This is a genomic window from Mesorhizobium sp. WSM4311, from assembly GCF_002295115.1.
GTDB lineage: Bacteria > Pseudomonadota > Alphaproteobacteria > Rhizobiales > Rhizobiaceae > Mesorhizobium.
In genome coordinates, this window is record NZ_NSFV01000002.1 from 207,673 (window position 1) to 226,182 (window position 18,510).

Annotated in this window: 18 protein-coding genes; 10 read left to right on the forward strand and 8 right to left on the reverse strand. The window is 64.8% G+C overall.

Annotated features, from left to right (window positions below; all coding sequences use genetic code 11):
* Window positions 1–19 precede the first annotated feature (19 nt).
* The 3 genes from CK226_RS04795 to CK226_RS04805 are packed head-to-tail and all read right to left on the reverse strand — an operon-like array spanning window position 20 to window position 3,062.
* Complete coding sequence (locus CK226_RS04795; protein ID WP_095771223.1) at window positions 20–883, reverse strand: carbohydrate ABC transporter permease; 864 nt, start codon at window positions 881–883, stop codon at window positions 20–22.
* Complete coding sequence (locus CK226_RS04800; RefSeq protein ID WP_095771222.1) at window positions 880–1,770, reverse strand: sugar ABC transporter permease; 891 nt, start codon at window positions 1,768–1,770, stop codon at window positions 880–882. The genes CK226_RS04795 and CK226_RS04800 overlap by 4 nt, the downstream gene beginning before the upstream one ends.
* Window positions 1,770–3,062 (reverse strand): extracellular solute-binding protein, encoded by a 1,293-nt coding sequence (locus tag CK226_RS04805; RefSeq protein ID WP_095791192.1) that lies wholly within the window; start codon window positions 3,060–3,062, stop codon window positions 1,770–1,772. Before CK226_RS04805 ends, CK226_RS04800 begins: the two co-directional genes overlap by 1 nt.
* A 316-nt stretch (window positions 3,063–3,378) precedes the next feature.
* Here CK226_RS04805 and CK226_RS04810 point away from each other — a divergent pair, with 316 nt between their 5' ends.
* The 7 genes from CK226_RS04810 to CK226_RS04840 are packed head-to-tail and all read left to right on the forward strand — an operon-like array spanning window position 3,379 to window position 9,692.
* Window positions 3,379–4,650 (forward strand): extracellular solute-binding protein, encoded by a 1,272-nt coding sequence (locus CK226_RS04810; protein ID WP_095771220.1) that lies wholly within the window; start codon window positions 3,379–3,381, stop codon window positions 4,648–4,650.
* A 52-nt stretch (window positions 4,651–4,702) separates the two neighbouring features.
* Window positions 4,703–5,635 carry a sugar ABC transporter permease gene (locus tag CK226_RS04815; protein WP_095771219.1) on the forward strand — a complete coding sequence of 311 codons (933 nt, stop codon included), beginning with the start codon at window positions 4,703–4,705 and terminating at the stop codon, window positions 5,633–5,635.
* The gene (locus tag CK226_RS04820) at window positions 5,632–6,489 is read left to right on the forward strand and encodes a carbohydrate ABC transporter permease (protein ID WP_095791193.1); all 858 of its coding nucleotides are present in this window, start codon (window positions 5,632–5,634) and stop codon (window positions 6,487–6,489) included. The genes CK226_RS04815 and CK226_RS04820 overlap by 4 nt, the downstream gene beginning before the upstream one ends.
* Window positions 6,486–7,226 (forward strand): PIG-L family deacetylase, encoded by a 741-nt coding sequence (locus tag CK226_RS04825; RefSeq protein ID WP_095791194.1) that lies wholly within the window; start codon window positions 6,486–6,488, stop codon window positions 7,224–7,226. Before CK226_RS04820 ends, CK226_RS04825 begins: the two co-directional genes overlap by 4 nt.
* Complete coding sequence (locus CK226_RS04830; RefSeq protein ID WP_095791195.1) at window positions 7,223–8,098, forward strand: ROK family protein; 876 nt, start codon at window positions 7,223–7,225, stop codon at window positions 8,096–8,098. Before CK226_RS04825 ends, CK226_RS04830 begins: the two co-directional genes overlap by 4 nt.
* Complete coding sequence (locus CK226_RS04835) at window positions 8,095–8,865, forward strand: GntR family transcriptional regulator (protein ID WP_095791196.1); 771 nt, start codon at window positions 8,095–8,097, stop codon at window positions 8,863–8,865. Before CK226_RS04830 ends, CK226_RS04835 begins: the two co-directional genes overlap by 4 nt.
* Window positions 8,866–8,900: 35 nt before the next feature.
* On the forward strand, window positions 8,901–9,692 hold the full coding sequence (locus CK226_RS04840) for an SIS domain-containing protein (protein ID WP_095771214.1): 792 nt from the start codon (window positions 8,901–8,903) through the stop codon (window positions 9,690–9,692).
* 103 nt (window positions 9,693–9,795) lie between these two features.
* Here CK226_RS04840 and CK226_RS04845 read toward each other — a convergent pair whose 3' ends face one another.
* Window positions 9,796–11,079 (reverse strand): D-tagatose-bisphosphate aldolase, class II, non-catalytic subunit, encoded by a 1,284-nt coding sequence (locus CK226_RS04845; protein ID WP_095791197.1) that lies wholly within the window; start codon window positions 11,077–11,079, stop codon window positions 9,796–9,798.
* Complete coding sequence (locus CK226_RS04850) at window positions 11,076–12,029, reverse strand: sugar kinase (RefSeq protein ID WP_095791435.1); 954 nt, start codon at window positions 12,027–12,029, stop codon at window positions 11,076–11,078. The genes CK226_RS04845 and CK226_RS04850 overlap by 4 nt, the downstream gene beginning before the upstream one ends.
* A gap of 261 nt (window positions 12,030–12,290) precedes the next feature.
* On the opposite strand from CK226_RS04850, the gene CK226_RS04855 reads away from it, so the two are divergent.
* On the forward strand, window positions 12,291–13,325 hold the full coding sequence (locus CK226_RS04855; protein ID WP_095791198.1) for a LacI family DNA-binding transcriptional regulator: 1,035 nt from the start codon (window positions 12,291–12,293) through the stop codon (window positions 13,323–13,325).
* Here CK226_RS04855 and CK226_RS04860 read toward each other — a convergent pair.
* The 3 genes from CK226_RS04860 to CK226_RS04870 all read right to left on the reverse strand — a co-directional run bounded on the left by CK226_RS04860 (window position 13,313) and on the right by CK226_RS04870 (window position 16,555).
* Window positions 13,313–14,263: an alpha/beta hydrolase gene (locus tag CK226_RS04860; RefSeq protein ID WP_095791436.1), complete on the reverse strand. Its 951-nt coding sequence runs from the start codon at window positions 14,261–14,263 to the stop codon at window positions 13,313–13,315. The two genes, CK226_RS04855 and CK226_RS04860, sit on opposite strands and share 13 nt — an antisense overlap.
* 113 nt (window positions 14,264–14,376) lie before the next feature.
* Complete coding sequence (locus tag CK226_RS04865; protein ID WP_095791199.1) at window positions 14,377–15,525, reverse strand: Gfo/Idh/MocA family oxidoreductase; 1,149 nt, start codon at window positions 15,523–15,525, stop codon at window positions 14,377–14,379.
* Window positions 15,526–15,793: 268 nt separating this feature from the next.
* Window positions 15,794–16,555 carry a DeoR/GlpR family DNA-binding transcription regulator gene (locus CK226_RS04870; protein ID WP_095771447.1) on the reverse strand — a complete coding sequence of 254 codons (762 nt, stop codon included), beginning with the start codon at window positions 16,553–16,555 and terminating at the stop codon, window positions 15,794–15,796.
* A 162-nt stretch (window positions 16,556–16,717) separates the two neighbouring features.
* Here CK226_RS04870 and CK226_RS04875 point away from each other — a divergent pair, with 162 nt between their 5' ends.
* On the forward strand, window positions 16,718–17,521 hold the full coding sequence (locus CK226_RS04875) for a class I fructose-bisphosphate aldolase (RefSeq protein WP_095786737.1): 804 nt from the start codon (window positions 16,718–16,720) through the stop codon (window positions 17,519–17,521).
* A 3-nt stretch (window positions 17,522–17,524) separates the two neighbouring features.
* Entirely contained in the window at window positions 17,525–18,475 is a 951-nt protein-coding gene (locus CK226_RS04880; protein WP_095791200.1) for a PfkB family carbohydrate kinase, read from the forward strand.
* Window positions 18,476–18,510: the final 35 nt, after the last annotated feature.

Below are 18,510 nucleotides of genomic sequence, written 5' to 3' on the forward strand. Positions count from 1 at the left end.
CGCTTTTCCTGGAATTACTTTATCCCTTGATGGCCGAGCCGACGATGGAATCAACGAAGAAGCGCTGCAGCAGGACGAACAGGATGAGCGGCGGCAGCACGGCCAGTGTCGCGCCGGCCATCACCAGGCCGGTATTCACCGCGCCACGATTGTAGCTCAAGAGCCGGCTCAGGCTGATGACGATCGGGTAGGCGTCGGCATTGCCCTGCAGCACGGTCAGCGGCCAGAGATAGCTGTTCCAATGGTAGACGAAGGCGAACAGGGCGAGTGCGGCGATCGCCGGCGCGACGCTGGGCGCCACGATCTTGAACAGGATCAGCAACTCCGAAGCGCCGTCCATGCGCGCGGCGTCGATGAGGTCGTCCGGCACGCCGGCGATGAACTGGCGCATCAGGAAGATGCCGAAGGCATTGGCCAGATTGGGCACGATGATGCCGGCCAGGCTGGCATTGAGCCCGATCGAGCCGACGAGGCGATAGAGCGGGATCAACGTCACGATCGGCGGCAGGAACATGGTGGCGATCAGCAGCGAAAACAGCAGCGATTTGGCGGGGAAGTGGTATTTGGCGAAGGCATAGCCGGCCATCATGCTGGTGCTCAGGATGCCGGCGGTGGTGATCGTGGCGATGACCAGGGAGTTCCACATCGAGCGGCCGACATTGACCACGCCGGAAACTTTTTCATAGGCGTCGAGGCTCGGTGTGTGCGGTATCCACACCGGCGGCACCTGCATGCTCTCGGCCGGGGTTTTCAGGCTCGACAGCACCATCCACACCAGCGGGAAGGCCGAGGCGACGGCGACCAGCAGCATCAGCGTCGCCAGCAGCGCCTTGCGGCCGGACGGGCGCTTGCGTGACAGCCGGCTCGACGATCCCCCGCTCATTCCTGATCCTTCCGGTTGGCGAGGGCAAACAGCGCGCAGACCACGACGATCAGCGACAGCATCAGCATGACCGCCATCGCCGAACCCAGTCCGCCTTGCGCGCGTTCGATGCCGACGCGGCGGATGTGGTAGGTGAGCACATTGGTCGAGCCGACCGGCCCACCCTGCGTGATCAGCGCCACCGGCTCGAACACCTGCACGGCGTTGATGATGGCGATGACGGCGCTGAACAAAAGCGTGCGCCGCATCAGCGGCAGTGTGATGAAGCGGAACTGCTCCAAGCGATTGGCGCCGTCGAGCTTGGCCGCCTCGTAGAGGCTGCCCGGGATCTGTGTGAGGCCAGCGATCGCCAGCACGGTGAAATAGCCCATCTGCTGCCAGACATTGAGCAAGACGATCGAGACCAGCGCCGAGCGCGGCGACGACAGAAAGGGCTGCGGGCCGATGCCGATGAGGCCGAGCATCTGGTTGAGCGGCCCCTCGCTCGGCGAATAGAGCTTCGACCAGACCAGCGCCACCGCGATCATCGGCACCATGTAGGTGGAAAACAGCACCGTCCTTAGCGCCGTGCCGCCGGCGACGTCATGCTGGTAAACCATCAGGCCGAAGGCCACCGACAGCGGCAGGATGAGGATGACGGAGAGCGCGGTGTAGATGGCGGTGTTGGTGAGCGCGCCCTTGAAGTCACGCCCGACCGAGGAGGCCCCAAAGATCTCGCGGAAATTGTCGAGGCCGATGAAGCTGGCGCTGGAAAACGGCGTCTGCGTCGACCAGTCCTGAAAGGACAGCCAGACGGTGAGCAGCATCGGCAACAGGATGAAGATGCCGATCAGCGTCACGGCGGGCGCAAGCATGATGCCCGCCGAGGCACGGTACCTCTGGATCATTATTTGGCGGCGCGCTCCAGGATCGAGGTGGCGTCAGCCTGTGCCGTCGCCTGCGCATCCTTGGCCGAGACCTGGCCATACTGCAACGCCTCGAGCGTCTGCTGCAGGGATTCCGAGAATTCCTGTCCGCCCGGCACCACCGGGAACGGCTTGGCATCGGTCAGCACGCTGACATAGCCGGAGAGGAATTCCGAGCCGAGCTTGTCCTTGTGCGCCTCGATGTCGGACAGGCGCGAGGGCAGGATGCCCATCGACATCAGGATGTCGGACATCGCCGAGGCGCCGTTCTTGCCGGATTTCGGATTGTTCAGCCAGGCCAGGAATTCCCACGCCGCCTTTTGCTCGGCCGCGCCGGCATTGGCGTTGACCACGGTCATCCAGGAATAGGAGATCGAATGCGGCTTGTCGCCGCTCGGGCCGACCGGGATCGGCGCGGTGGCGATGTCCGCGAATTTATCGCCCATGCCGGTCTTCAGCGCGCTCTCCCACCAATTGGCCATGATGATCATGCCGGTCTTGCCGGAGACGAAATTGTCGAGGAACGGACCCGTGGTGTTGGCATCCGCCGTCGCCATCGCCGGCACGCTGGCGCTCGACTTGATCAGGTCCTCATAGAGCTGGAAGGTCTGTGCCGCCTGCGGGCTGTCCAGCGCCGGCTTGCCGTCCTTGACCAGCTCGCCGCCGTTGGAAACGAGCAGCGAAGCGAAGGGATGGACGACGCCGGCCGCCCAGCTGTTGATCATACCGAAACCTTGCTCGCCGGCCTCCTTGTTGGTCAGCTTCTTCGCCGCATCCTTGAACTCGTCCCAGGTTTTGGGTGGTGCCGCGATACCCGCCTGCTTGAACAGCGCCTTGTTGTAGTTCAGCGCATAGACGTCGATCTCGTTGGGAATGCCATAGAGCTTGCCGCCGACAGAGGCAGCGCTGGTGACGCCCGCCGGCCACGCGCCCTTGACCTCGCTGGCCACCGCGTCGGGCGCGGGCGCAACCAGCTTGTCGCGGGCGAGTTCCGGCAGCCACAGATCGTAGATGCCGCCGATCGTCGGCCCGTCCGAGCCGCCGCCTTGCGAGCGCAGCGTGGTCAGGAGATCACCGAAGGGCACGGCGCGCACGGTGACGCTGACGTCCGGATTGGCCTTGGCATAATCCTTGGCCGCAGCCTCCAGCAGCGCAACCGTCTCCGGCGACCAGTGCGTCAAATAGGAGATGTTGACCGATTGCGCCCATGCCGTGGCAGGCAGGATGGCCAGGCCCGCGGCCAGCGCCAGTTTCGAAGTCCAGGCAAACGACATTCCTCATCCTCCTATCGATCACCATGACGTTATGACAACTTTAGGCGGTGGCGCAAGAGCCTGTCGGCGAAAAAGCTTTGTATTGACCGGTTTCAGATTCTTCCGCCTTGTCGGTTACGATAGTTTTGTCGTTTGAAAACAAAATGTTGATGGCATCTGGTTGCCCGTTTTTCCTCGCTGGAGCCATCCAGGAGGTGTGCCAGACCTCTTGCGAACGCTGCTATGTCGTTATAATGACTTTGCTGGAGCCAATGACTCTTTCGCGGCGTCGCAGCGCCTCGGGACGCCAAGGACAGAAAACAATGGGAGACTGGCAATGAGCATGCTTTCACTTCACCGGCGCGCCGCCCTTGGCCTGATCGGCGGCCTTGCCGCTGCTTGCGCCGGCGTCCTCATCACCTTGCCGGCGAGGGCCGACAGCACGGTGACACTGTGGAGCTGGCGCACGGAGGACGAGGCCGCGATGCGCCGCATCTTCGACGCCTTCGAGGCCAAGAACCCCGGCATCAAGGTCGACATCCAGTTCACGCCGGACGCCGATTACCAGAACCGGCTGAGCACCGCCCTGCGTGGCGGCCGCGGGCCCGACATCGCCCAGCTCAAGGCCTACGGTGAATTGCAGCCCTTCGTCGACGCCGGCTATCTCGACGCGCTCGACGACAGCGTGCCCGAATTGAAGAACATGGCGGACGCCGCGCTGGGCGGCGCGCGCGGCCGCACCGACGGCAAGCTCTATGGCGTGCCCTATTCGGTGCCGATGATGGGCGTCTTCTATAACCAGGATATCTTCGCCGCCCAGGGCATCGAAATCCCCAAGACCTACAAGGATTTCGTCGCCGCCTGCGAGAAGCTTAAGGCCGCAGGCATCACGCCGATCGCCACCGGCGGCGCCAACGGCTCGGCTTGGGAGCTTGAGATCGGCGTCGGCGTCATCGGCCCGACCGTCTACGGCCCGGGCTTCTACGACGAGATGATGACCGGCAAGGCGACCTTCGAGGATCCGCGCTATGTCGCGGCGCTGAAGCGCTTCGCCGAGCTGAAGCCTTATTTTCCTGATGGCTTCGCCGGCATCGACTACACCACCGCCACGCAACAGTTCATTGGCGGCAAGGCGGCGATGTTCCTCGGCGGCTCGTTCGAGAACGGCAGCTTCAAGGCGCAGAACCCGAAGCTGAAATTCTCGATCTTCCCGTTCCCGGCCGACGATGCCGGGGCAAAGCTCTACACCTCAGCCTTCTCCGACGGCTCCTATGGTCTGGTTTCGGAGAGTCAAAACAAGGAGGCCGCGACCAAAGTGCTGGGCTTCATGGCTTCGGCCGAATTCGCGCAGATGTTCGCCGACGAGCTCGGCTGGCCGCCGGCCCGCACCGATGTCACGGTGAAGGATCCGGTGCTGGCCGAGATGATGGCGATGTCGAAGAACTCGACGCCCTATCTGACGCTGGTCGGCTTTCGCTGGCAGTCGCCGACGGCCTCTTCGGTGCTGCAGTCGGAGATCATCGACATGGTCGAGGGCAACATCGCGCCGGAGAAACTGGCGGCCGACATGCAGGCCGCCGTCGCCACCTGGTTCAAGCCGAAACAGTAAGGAGCCGGCCCGTCGCATCGCGGCCGGCCTCTCGTCCGGACACAAACAGCGCATGACCACCCTTCGCCGCACAAGCAGCCTGAAGCGCACGCAGCAGCGCATGGCCGTGCTGTTCATCCTGCCGGCGCTGGCGGTCTATGCCCTGTTCGTCCTCTATCCCCTGGCGATGTCGCTATGGGGTAGCTTCTTTGTCTGGAAGGGGCTGCGCATGGTGGAATTCGCCGGCCTGTCGAATTTCTCGCGGCTGTTTGTTTTCCCCAGCGGCGCGCGTCTCTACGGCGCGCTCTGGCACAACACCGCCTGGTTCTTCGGCATCATGGCCTTCCAGAACGGCATCGGGCTTTTGTTTGCCTGGCTGCTGTTCCTGCGCGACAAAGGGACCGCCTTCTTTCAGTCGGTCTTTTTCTTCCCGGCGGTGCTGAGCCCGGTCATCGTCGGCGCGCTCTGGCGGCTGCTTTTGGCGCCGGGCGGTGTCGTCGAATGGGCGCTGAACGGGCTCGGCCTGCACCAGGGCAGTCTCACCGTGCTCGGCAACAGCCATACGGCGCTTGGCATGCTGATCGCCGTCGACGCCTGGAACTGGATGGGCCTGCCGGTGCTGATCTACACGGCGGGTCTGCGGCAGATTTCCGGCCAGATTTTCGAGGCGGCGAAGCTCGACGGCGCCGGCAATGCGCGCATGCTGTTCTCGATCGCGCTGCCGCTGTTGATGCCGGCGCTCGGCACGCTGACGACGCTGTCCTTCATCAACACCTTCAACCAGTTCGACATCGTCTATGTCATGCAGGGTGTGCAGGGCAATCCGAGCTATTCGACCGACACGCTGGTGACCTACTTCTACCGGCTCGCCTTCGGCGCGGAGGGGGCTGTCGGCATCACCGATATCGGGCTCGCTTTGGCGCTGGGCACCATGCTGTTCCTCATCCTCAGCCTCGGCACGCTGATGATGCTGCGCTTCTTCGACCGCCGCACGGTGCAGCTATGAGCGCGCTGGCGATTTCGGGGAGGCCGGCGCTCTCGCGGCAGCTGGCGCGGCTGCCGGGTTGGACGGTGCTGGCCGTGTGGACGGCGGCCGTGCTGTTGCCGCTCTACATTCTCGTCGTCTCCTGCTTCAAGACCACGGCCGAGATCTACGACAACCGGCTTGGCCTGCCGCGGAGCTGGGCACTCGACAATTTCGTCAACGCCTGGACGCGCGCCAATCTGGGCCATAATTTCCTCAACAGCCTGATCGTCACCGGCGCTGCGGTGGTGCTCACCATCGTCGTCTCGGCCATGGCCGCCTATCCGCTGAGCCGCTACCGGCTCGGCTGGAACGCCGTCATGCTCGGCCTGTTCCTGTCCGGCATCATGCTGCCGATCCGGCTGGCCTCGGTCGAGCTGTTCACGCTGATGCGCAATCTCGGCCTCCTGGATTCGCTGACCGGATTGATCCTGGTCTATTCGGCGATCCGCATTCCTTTCGCCGTCTTCATCTTCGCCAATTTCATGCGCGTCTTACCCTCCGAACTCGACGAGGCGGCGCGCATGGACGGCGCCGGCGAGGTTCGCATCCTGTTCCAGATCATCCTGCCGATGGTGAAGCCGGCGGTGTCGATCGTCGCCATCTTCACGGCAATCGCCGTGTGGAACGATTTCTTCTTCCCGCTGATCTTCATCTTCGACGATCGCTACAAGACCGTGCCGCTGGCGATCAGCGTCTTCGTCGGCCAGTTCCGCACCGATTGGGGCCTGGTGTTCGCCTCGCTGGCGATCTCCATGGCGCCCATCCTGATCATGTATTGTCTGCTCGCCCGCCAGATTCGCGAAGGCGTCGGCGCCGGGGGAGGCATGAAATGATCGAGGACAGGATCTACGCCGCACACTCCATCCTGGTGATCGGCGCGCATGCCTTAGATGCCGAGGTGATCGCCGGGCCGTTGGCGGCGGCCGCCGTCAAGCGCGGGGCCGCGGTAACCTTCCTGCATCTGACCATGGGCGAACAGGGGCACCCCTGCCTCATCCCCGAGCATTATTGCGTGCAGAAGGAAGAAGAAGCGGGCAGGGCGGCCGCGCGTCTTGGCGTCACCTCGCGCAGTCTTGGCCTGCGCGATGCCTTCTTGCCTTCCAACGACGAGACGGCGCTGGAAGTGTGCGACGTCATTCGCGAGCTGAAGCCCGAGATCGTCATCACCCATTGGCACGGCAGCTGGCACAAGGACCATCGCGCCGCCGCGCATCTGACGCAGACCGGCATCTTCTTCGCCGCCCTGCCGACCATTGCCAGCGATCATGCGGCGCACACGCCGCAGCTGCTCCTGTTCGGCGAGAACTGGGAGGACGATGACGGTTTCCGCCCCGAGCATCTCGTCGATGTCAGCGACGGCTTCGAGGCCTGGACCGACGCGGTCCAGGAATATGAGCTGGCGCGTGGCCTGAGCAGCTTCCCCTATGTCGATTACTACAGCGCGCTCTACCGGCTGCGGGGCTGCCTGCGCGGCACGCGCTATGCCCAGGCTTTCGCGGCGGCGTCGCATTCCTGGAATGCCGGCAGCGGCCTGTTCTCGCCACCGTTCGGCAAAGGGTCGAGCCGATGACGCGGGTTCTGGCCATCGATCTCGGCGGCACCAATCTGCGTGCCGCGATCTCGACCGGCGACATCGCCGCATTGAAGGTGCTGAGCCGTGAGCCGGCGCCGGCAAGCCTCGATGCTTTTGTCGCCCGCATCAACGCGCTGTGCGCGGAAACCGGCCCGGTCGAGGCGCTTGGCATCGCCGTGCCGGGGCTGGTCGAGGGCTCGGCCTGCCGCTGGATTCCGAACCTGCCGTTCCTCGACGGCGTCGATCTCCAGGCCCTCTTTCCAAACCTGCGCATCGCGCTTGGCAATGACGCGCAGATCGCGTTGCTGGCGGAAGCCGTCGAAGGCAGCGCCAAAGGCATGTCTGACGCGATCCTGCTGGCCATCGGCACCGGCATCGGTTCGGCAGTGCTGGCCAATGGCCGCATCGTTGCCGGCGCGCATGGCGGCGCCTGCTCCTTCGGCTGGGCCTGCGCCGACATCAAGGACGATGGCGCGGAACGCAGCGGCTGGCTGGAGCGTGTCGCTTCCGGTCGGGCGCTCGATGCGCTTGCCGGCCAGATCGGGCTCGCCGACAGCCGCCAGCTGATCGCCGCTGCCCGCGCAGGCGAACTCGCCGCGCAGACCTTGCTTGAAGTGCCGGCACGCCAGCTCGGCACCGCACTTGCCGGTGCGGTGGCGCTGCTCGATCCACAGGCCGTGCTGATCTCAGGCGGGTTGGCCGAGGCGCTGGACGTGATGCGGCCGCCGCTGCTGGCGGCGCTGCGCCGTCAGTTGCCCTCGCATCTGCGCGGCATCGAGATCCAGCCCGGCCAGTTCGGTCCGGGGGCGGGACTAGTCGGCGCGGCGCTGGCCGGCCGTGTGGGGGAAGGGTGGAGGCAGGTGCGATGAGCGAAGCGAGCTTTCAGCAGCCGGACCGCAGAAGGCCGGAGCCGCTCTGGTATCAGGTCGAGGAAGCGATCCGCGCCATCGTCAAGAGCGGCGAATGGGCAACGGGCGACCAGATTCCGGCCGAGGACAGGCTGTGCGCCTTGTTCGGCGTGAGCCGCATCACCTTGCGCCATGCCTTGCGCAATCTCGAGGAGGCCGGGCTGCTGCGCCGCGAACATGGCCGCGGCACCTTCGTGCGCTCGACCACGCTGGTCGCCGGCACCCGAGAGCTGACCAGCTTCACCCAGGAGATGGGCAATATGGGCGTGGTCGCCGGCTCGCGCCTTCTCGATTGCAGCCTGACCACGGCCAATGCCGCCGCCGCCGGCGCGCTGGAGATCGAGGAGGGCGATCCGGTGGTGCGCATCCGGCGCCTGCGGCTCGGCAACAATGAGCCGATCGGCATCCAGACGGCGCAGCTGTCGGCCGTGCGCGTGCCGGGCTTCCTCGACGCCGGCCTGCTACAGGGCTCGCTCTACGAAGCGCTGGGGCGCCATTACGGCATCGTGCCGGTGGCCGCGCGGGAGAATTACCGCGTTGGCGCCGTCGGCGCGGCGGATGCCGAACTGCTCGATCTCCCGGCCGGCAGTCCCGCTTTCGTCGTCGAGCGCATCACCACCGACGAGCGCGGCCCGTTCGAATTCACCGTCTCGATCATGCGGGGCGACCGCTATGAAATCCGCTCGACGCTGCGCGCCGGCCGCGTCCCGTCAACCCCCAGAAGCTGATCCTTTCCAAGCTAGATATCAACAGGAGTACCCAAGTGTCCGATCTCTACATCCACCGTCTCACCGCCCTCATCGACCAGGCGGCAAAAGCCAATGAAGAGGCTTTCGGCCAGGCCGCCAGCCGCTTTGCCGACTCGCTTGAAGGCGGCGGGCTGGTCCATCTCTACGGTTCGGGCCATTCGGTGCTGCCGGTTCAGGAAGTGTTCCCGCGCTACGGCAGCTATGTCGGCTTCAACCCGCTGACCGACCCGCGTGTCATGTGGCACAACGTACTCGGCGCCGGCGGAGTGCGCGAGCTCCTGTGGCTGGAGCGGACGGAGAAATACGCCGAGAAATTCCTCGACCACCAACCACTCAACAAGGGCGACTCGATCATCATCTTCGGCCACAGCGGCCGCAATTCCTCCGGCATCGACACCGCGCTCTATGCCAAGAAGCGCGGCATCTTCGTCGTCGCGGTGACCAGCAAGAACAATCTCGACAAGCCGGCGACGCACTCCTCCGGCAAGCGGCTGGCCGATGCGGCGGACCTCGTCATCGACACGTGTTCGCCGATCGAAGACGCCATCGTGCCGGTCGAAGGCTGGAGCCGTCCTGTGTCGGGCTCATCGACCGTGCTCGCCATGATCTTGGCGCACGAACTGATCGCGCGCACCGCCGAGCAACTCGCCAAGCGCGGCATCGAACTGCCGGTCTTCGCCTCGCCGACGATATCAGGCGTGACGCTGCACGACACCGACGTCATCTACGGCGTCTACCGCGAGCGCATGCTGGAAGCGCAGAAGAAGCACCTGCCGACCTTCCAGGCGACAATGCGCGGCGAGTGAGATCCCGAGATCGGGGAGGCGCTGCCTCCCCGACGCGCACCGCGATCTGGAAGCCCGTATATGGCTGGGCGCTGGTCGTGCCAACGAAGCCGTAACCGTCGGATCAGCCGGTTGCGCTGGCGTAGATGTCAAGAACCTCCGTCACGCTGGCGATCAGCAACTCCTCGGCTTTTGGCGCGACCGACCCGTTCGCCACCACGCCGTTCAGGCGGCCGAGATACTGGCTGATGAGGGGCAGGGGGATGTCGCGGTCGCCGAGCGCCTGCATCAGCGCGTCGGTGGCCTGCCGGGCTGCCGGGGCGGGCCAATAGTAGCGGATGCGGTCGCTGTAGGAGAAATGGCGTTCGATGCGCTGTTCGGCCTCCGAGCCGTTATAGTAGTTCTTCCAATTGCCCGGCGCCGCCAGCATGACGCGTTCCATCGCCGCGGGCAGTCCTTCGCGCGCCGGGTCGGGAGCCAGAATGTCGGCGATATGGCTCAGGCCATAAAAAGCTTCGCGCAGCGCGAAGGTCAGCCACGGCCCGACCTTGAGGATGGCGAAGCCGTCGTCGACCAGCGCGGTCAGTGCCGAGACCGGCTGGTAGTCGGTCGAATGCGCCTCGAAGACGAATTGCGGCAGATCCCGCAACGTGCCGGCCAGTGCACGGGCGCGTTCCGGTTTATAGCTGATCACCTCGGCATTGCCGAATTCGACACCCGGCTGCACGACGACACCGACCGCCCGCGAGAACGCCCGGTCGAGGCCGCGCTGGCTGAAGGCATCGCGGTGGATACGCACCGTCTCTCGTGCCGCCTCGGGCGTCGTCACCGCCAGATGGTCCATCGCTTCCAGGGCGCCGCCCGGCACCGGCACTTCGGTGCCGATGACATAGACAGGCTTGGGGCCGCCCGCTCGTTCGGCCGCGGCCTCCGCCACCTCGGCCAGTTCGGCGGCGCGCGCGGCGATCGTCGCATCGGGCGGAGCGGCACTTTCGCCGGCGCAGCCCATGCTGGCGTCGAGATGGATCTTGGTGAAACCGGCCTCGGCATAGGCGTCGACCATGCGCGAAGCCTTGGCCATGGCCTCGGGCGCCGGCAGATGCTTCCACGGATTGGGGCCGAGATGGTCGCCGCCGAGCACCAGCCTGTCGAGGGGAAAGCCGATCCTGCCTGCGATCGTCTGGACGAAGCGACGGAAATCCGCCGGTGTCATGCCGGTGTAGCCGCCTTCATGGTTCACCTGGTTGCAGGTGGCCTCGATCAGCACGTCGGCGCCGCGCGCCTTGCCGTGGCGCAGCGCCGCTTCGATGACCAGCGGATGGGCCGAGCAGACCGAGGCGATGCCGCAGCGTTCGCCGGCCGCACGACGCGTCGCGATGGCCGCCAGCCTGTCCGTCGCCTGGCTCATGCCGGCGTTCCGGTCCGGGCGGTCGCGAGGAAGGCCTCGACCGTGGCAAGCGAGGCGATGCCCTCCATCGGTCCCTTTTTGGTCACCGCCAGCGCACCGCAGCCATTGGCGACGCGCAGTGCCTTTTCGGGCGCCTCTCCGCGCAGCCAGAAGGAGACGAAAGCCGCGGCAAAGCAGTCGCCGGCGCCGGTCGGGTCGATTTCGTCGACGACGAAGCCGGGTGACGCGGTGCGTGCGGTCCTGTCGTAGTGAACGGCGCCTTGCGCGCCTTTCTTGATGACCATGGTAGAGATACCGCGGTCCAGCATTTCGCGCACCGCGCTCGCCTCGTCGGTCGCCTTGGCGAAGATGAACAGTTCCGGCCCGCTCGGCAGGAAGACATCGGTCTTCGACAGCACGAAATGCAAGGCATCGCGCATGCCCGGCAAATCCAGCATCTCCTTGCGGATGTTGGGGTCGAAGGACACCGTGCCGCCGCGCGCCTTGACCGTCTCGATCCCGCTGCGCGTGACCTCGATCACTTCTGGCGAGAACAGCGAGGTGCCCATGACGTGAAAATGGTCGGCGCCGGCCAGCAGCGTGCGCGCCTCGGCACCGATCTCGATCAGGCCGGCGGCACTGTGCTTGATGTTGTAGACGAAGTGCCGGCTGCCGTCGGTTCCATAGGTGACGAAGGCGGTGCCCGTGGCGGCGCCCCGATGGACCTTGATGGCCGAGATGTCGGCCCCGTCGGCGCGCAGGCGCTCGATGTTCAAATGACCGAAATCGTCGTCGCCAACGGCCGCGATCAGGCCAGCCGGCTGGCCGAGCCGCGCCGCCTGGTCGATGAAGATCGCCGGCGCGCCAGATGGAAACGGGCCGACGAGCGGGCCGGGGGCAAGGAAACTCTGACCGATCCGCTCGGCCATGATCTCGACCAGGATCTCGCCGGCGCAAACCAGTTTCTTCATGTCCTCACCATTGCCGGATGGTTGGCGGCCGGTTGCCGAGCGCCTTTCGTCATGTCCGTGCGGGTTCAAAACCTAGGTTGCAGCTTTAGGAGCGTCAATAAAGAATTTGACGCGCGCAACTCTTTTGCGTTGTACTGGAAACGCAAAAATTTGACTGAACAAATTCGGTCAAGCAATGCTGCCACACGGCAACGGCCGCAAGAGTGATTCTGGCCCGACCGGGAAGGTTGGCGGGCGCGGGCAAGGGGGCTGGAAAAATCGATGGCGGAGAAGACCCACCGCACGATGGATGATTTCGCCAGGGCGTCAGGCGTGTCGCGGCCGACCCTGTCGAAGTATTTCGACGATCCGGCCAGTGTTAAGCCGGCGACGCGGGCGCGCATCGAGGCGGCGCTGCGATCCTCGGACTATCAGCCGAACGTTTTCGCGCGCAATCTCAACCGCAAGCGCACCCGCAATGTCGGCATCGTCGTGCCGGCGCTCACCGATCCGTTCTACGCCGAAATGGTCAGCCGCATCGAGTTGCGCTGCCGCGACGAAGGTTTCTGGCCGATCGTCATCTCCTCGCACGGCTCGCCGAAGCTGGAGGCGGAATCAGTCAGGACGCTGATGTCGCTGAAGGTCGCCGGCGCCATCGTCGCTCCGCTGGGGTTGGTCTCCGAACCCGGCGTCTTCGAGCGGATGAGCAAGGACATTCCGATCGTTTATTTCGACACCTATATCGAGGGCGACACGCCTTTCGTCGGCAACGACAACCACCAGAGCACGTCGACCATCGTCGACTATCTCTGCCGGTCCGGCGAACCGCCGGCCTATGTCGACATTCCGCACGTCAACCACAATTCCGGCGAGCGCCTGCAGAGCTATATCGACACGATGCGGGCCGCCGGCCTGGAACCCGTCGTGCTTAAGGCGGCGGGCGACTACAGTTGGGATTTTGAGCGCATCGGCCATGAATGGATGGACAGGACGCTCGAGACAGGCGGCCTGCCGGCGCGCACGCTGCTGTGCGCCAATGACCGCCTCGCTTTCGGCGTCATGGCGGCGGCCTTCTCGCGCGGGCTGAAGATTGGCCGCCGGGCCGATTGCGATTTCCGTGTCGCCGCCCATGACGATCATCCGCTGAGCCGTTACACCTGTCCGGCGCTGACCACCATGGCGCAGGATTTCGCCGCCATGGCCGGCCGCAGCGTCGAGATCCTGCTGGCCTTGCTGGACGAGGCCGATTCACCCGGCCAGGGTCCGGCACGCAACGTCAAGCTCGGTGCGACGCTGGTGATGCGTCAGTCTGCCTGAACACGCGTCTGCAATTGCAGCCAGGCGGCCGCCTCGCTCACCGCCTGCCGCGCCGCCAGTATATGGCGGCCCATCGAGACGAAGCCGTGGATCTGACCGAGCCAGGGCCGCAGGATCAGAGGCACGCCTTCGATCCGCAGACGCTCGGCATAGGCCGTGCCTTCGTCGGCAAGAATGTCGTGGCCGGCGATCACGACGAATGCAGGTGCCACGCCGGCAAGGCTTGATGCCAGCAGCGGCGAGACGCGCCAGTCCGTGATGTCGTCCGGCCTCCGCACATAGTGGTCGCGGAACCAGGCCATGGTGGCGGCGGTGAGCCCGAAGCCGTCGCCGAAACGCCGATAGCTGTCCGCCGTCTGGCGGGCGTCGGTGTTGGGATAGATCAGGACCTGCGCGGCAAGCGGCGGCGCCAGCCCGTCGCGGGCAAGCAACGCCAGAACGGCGGCAAGGTTGCCGCCGGCGCTGTCACCGGCAACGGCGATACGGGCCGGGTCGACGCCGAGCGCGCCGGCATTCTGCGCCATGAAGCGGAGCGCTGCCGTGCAATCCTCGAGCCCGGCGGGAAATTTATGCTCCGGCGCCAGTCGGTAATCGGGGTAGACCACGACGGCGTTGCTCAGATTGGCCAGCCATCGGCAGATCTCGTCATGCGAGGAGAGATTGCCTATGACCCAGCCGCCGCCATGCAGATAGAGCACGGCGCGCGCCCCGGTGCGCGGCGCGCCGATGCCGCGATGGATGCGGATCGTGACCGGGCCGTTCGGCCCATCGATCTCTTGCCGCAAGGTCGCCGCCACTGGCTCGTGTTCGCCCTGCTGTGTCGGGAACGAAGCGTTATAGGCGGCCCGAGCCGCCGCCACACTACCGTCTTCGAAAGGCTCGCCGCCGGCCGCACGGCCCATCTCAAGGACGTGCAAAGCATCAGGGTCAAGCGTCATCGCCATCTCCATCGAAAGCAATTCCAGGAAAAGTGTACGGCGGTTTTCCCTTGGGAATTGCGTGAAAACAAGAGATAGGGCGGTTCGCCGTTGCCGCGAAACGGCGAACCGTTCTAGGCGAGGAGACTGCTTGCCTCGTCCTCGGTCAACAGCGCCGGCTGGACGACATCACCGGTGATGGCGACGGAACTTTTCGTTTCACCGGAGTGCAGAATGGCCTCCATGATCTCCAGCACATGCAGCGCCAGATTGCCGGACGCACGGGGTGCGGCGCCTGTCTTCAGCGAACGCACCAGATCGGCGACGCCGAGCATGCGGTAATTGGCACGATCAGGCGCCGCATAGGGCCAGTTGCGGGCGCCGTAGAACTCGCTTTCGCTGGCGAAATCCTTCCACTGCGCGCCACGTTCGGACAGCGAGACGGTGCCGCCGAACGTGTCGGGATCGGGCAGGCGCAGCGAGCCTTCCGTGCCGTGCAATTCGATCGGATGGTTGGAATGCTTGAAGACGTCCCATGAGGCGCCGAAGGTAACGGTGGCGCCCGAGCGGAATTCGAGCAGGGACAGCACGTTGGTCGGCGTCCCGACCTTGAATGTCGTGTTCTTGAACGGCCCTTCGGCCGTGATCAGGCGTTCCTCCTGGCCGCGTGTCGCCAAAGCCATGACGCGCGCGACCGGGCCGAGCAGATTGACCAGCATGGTCAGGTAATAGGGACCCATGTCGAACACCGGGCCGCCGCCCCGCTGATAGTAGAACTGCGGATTGGGGTGCCAGTGCTCCATGCCGCGCCCCATCATGAAGGCGGTGCCGGTGACCGGGCGGCCGATGGCGCCCTCATCCATCAGGCGGCGGGCGCGGCGTCCGGCGGCGCCGAGGAAGGTGTCGGGCGCCGAGCCGAGCAGCACGCCGCGCTTGGCCGCCTCCGCCACCAGACGGCGCCCATCGCTGGCCGACGTCGCCAGCGGCTTTTCGGTGAAGACGTGTTTTCCCGCCGAAAGGGCTGAAAACGAAATGTCGAAATGCGCGGCGGGAATGGTCAGGTTCAGGACCAGATCGATCTCGGGGTCGGCCAGTAGCGCATCGACACCGAGCGCCCGGATGCCATATTCCTTGGCCCGCAACGCCGCCATGTCGGCGGAGATATCGGCGCAGGCGCTCAGTTCGATTCCACCGAAAATGGCGGCATTGCGCAGGTAGGTCATCGAGATGTTGCCGCATCCGATGACGCCAATTCCCAGCTTCGCCTTTGATCTTGCCTGCATTTCTGGTCGGTCCTCTCACTAGGCTCATGCTCTCCCGGATCCGCTGCGCCGGCAACGGATCGTGGTGGAAGAGCGCTATACAACATTTTAAATCTTGACGCGCGTAAAATTTTTATAGATCATGCGAAAATGCTGGTGCAACGTCGGGAGGCTGCCAGCCCGAGGAGGAGAAAATGACAGACCGGAAAAAACGGCCGGGCGCCGATGCGAATCCCGTTGGCCATGAGCGCATTGGATATTTCCGTCGCGGCCAGGGACCGCGACGCGGTCAGGCATAGATCACCTTGGCCCCGGTCCTATCAAGCTGGCTGCGTATCGGGTCGGACAGGCCATCGTCGGTGATCACAACATCGACGCTCGACAGCGAAAATGCCTTGGAGGTCCCGCTGACACCCCATTTGCTCGAATCCGCAAGGAGGACAACGCGCCGGGCCATGCGCACGAGGTTTCGCTTCGTTCGCGCCATGTCTTCGTTCACGTCGACCACATCCAGTGACGAGTCAATCGCATGCGCTCCAACAAAGACCTGATGCGCTACCAAGCCGCCGAGAGCCGTGTCGGCATCGGTGATCAGCGTGCTCACCGTGTCTGGATAGACCCGGCCACCGATCATGTGAACGTCGAGCCCGGGCCGATGCATCAGATGCTGCACGATATTCATCGCCGTGGCCGCGACCACGACATTGCTGAGTGGCGGTAACAGCATGGCAACCTGCATCAGTGTCGAGCCGCCGTCGAAGATGACCGATTGGTTGTCCTCGAACAGTTCCACCGCTGCCCGGGCGATGCGTTTCTTTGCATCGAGGTTCGTTTGCATCCGCCGGGCGAACGCGGCCGTGGTCGAATCTGTGGTCCGGGTCACCGCTCCTCCACGGGTCTTGGTCAGCAGTCCCTTGCGGTCCAGTATCTCGAGGTCGGAGCGCACCGTGACTTCCGACACGCCAAAACCGTCTGACAGGTCCTTGATGCGAACCTGTCCGCTGCGTTGCACTTCACCCAGGATCGATTGGCGTCTCTGCTCTGACAACATTGCCTTGTCCTTGCCTCCATGCGCCATGCGATCGCCCTGGCCTCGGTTCACTCTACCAAAAATACGCGAATTCGAAAGATTTCGAAAGATTGCATTTGTCATTTCTTTCGCAAACACTGGGTCCGGGATTTTGAAATCAATCGATTGGAGAGTTTTGGACTCATGAGCCTCGGAACCAAGGTGCGCCTCGCGCGCCTCTTCTCACATCCATCGGGGAATCTTTTTGGCGGCGCGGTCGACCACTTTGTCGGCTATGGCGACGTGCGCAAAGGCGGCCTTGCCGATCTGCCGGGCGCGCTTGCACGCGTCATGGTGGGCAAACCCGACTACGTCAGCATCCAGCCCGGCACCGCGCGCCATCTGTGGCCGCAATATGCGGGCAAGGCTTCGCTGGTGATCCAGGCCGGCTGCTTCACCCCAGACGATCGCATCAGTGAACTGATTGCAACGCCCGAGGATGCGGTGCGCGCTGGCGCCGATGCGTTGGCCGTGGCCATTCCGGTGCGCGGCGCGACCGAGGGCAAATACATTCGCTGGCTGACCGATTCGGTGAATGCGGCGGCCCGCTATGGTATGCCGGTGGTGGCGCATATCTATCCTCGCGATTTCACCGACGGGGCAAAGATCGTCTTCACCCCCGACGAGATCGCCTATGCGGCGCGCATCGGCTACGAGTCCGGCGTCGACGTGATCAAGATCGGCTACACGGGCGATTTCGAGTCGTTCCAAGAGACCGTGCGAACCTGCCCGGTGCCGGTTGTGATCGCGGGTGGGCCGAAGACCGATACGCTGCTCGGCGCGCTTCAGCAGACGGCGGACGCCATCCGCGCCGGCGCGCGCGGGGCCGTGGTGGGCCGCAATCTCTGGGGGCATGGCGATCCTCAGAAGGCAGCGCTTGCCTTTCGGGGCGTCATCCATGACGGCCTTTCGGCGCAAGACGCCTTGGCGAGAGCGGGGGCGGCCTGAGCGATGCCCACCGTTCCCTCAATCCTCGGCTTCGGTGCTATTGCGATCGACGACATCGTCTATGTCGATCAGCCGTTGTCGGCGGGCAAGGGGAAGGTTCTGCAAAGTGCCCGAGCTTTCGGGGGAAATGTCGCGACGGCCCTTGCCACCGTCGCGCGGCTCGGCGGAGCCGCCGGGTTCGTCGGATGGCTGGGCAGTGCCGCGGACGACGCCGTGCTGTGCGATCTCGTTGCGAGCGGCGTTGAAACGGCATTCGCGCCGCGCCACCCGGATGCGCGCCCGGTGCGCTCGCGGATCACCGTCGGCTCGGATGGGGAGCGGTTCATCGCGTATGACGATGAAGCGATGCTGGGCACCGCGCTGGACTTTCCGGATGAAGTCCTCAGCCGCGCGACCGTCCTGATCGTCGATGGTTATGCGATCCGGTCACTGGATGTCGTGGCCCGGGCTCGCGATCTCGGCCTTGCGATCCTCGGCGATATCGAATGGAGCAGCGGCCCAGCCACGGATCGGCTGATCGCGCTCTGCGACCATCTCATTCTTCCGCTCGGTTTTGCGCGGACTGCCACGGGGTGCCGATCGCCCGCCGAGATGCTCGATGCATTATGGTTGCCGTCGCGGGCCGCCGTTGTTCTGACCGATGGCGGCAGGGGCGTGTACTATCGCGGGCGTGAAGAGACACGGCTCTGGCACCTGCCGCCGCACCGGGTTGCCGTCGTCGACTCGACCGGCGCCGGTGACTGCTTTCACGGCGCCTATGCCCATGCATTGACGCGCGGGGCCGACACCGCAGGCCGGGTGGCATTCGCTGCCGCGGCGGCGGCCCTTTCGATAACGGGGCGTGGCGGGCGCGAGGCGCTTCCGACGAATGACCGGGTCACGGACCTGCTGGCGTCGGCGAACGCGCCGTCGGCAGTCGAACTGAAATATGCGGAACTCGATACCGGAACATAGCCTGAAACGATCCGAGGAAACATTTTCACAGGTGA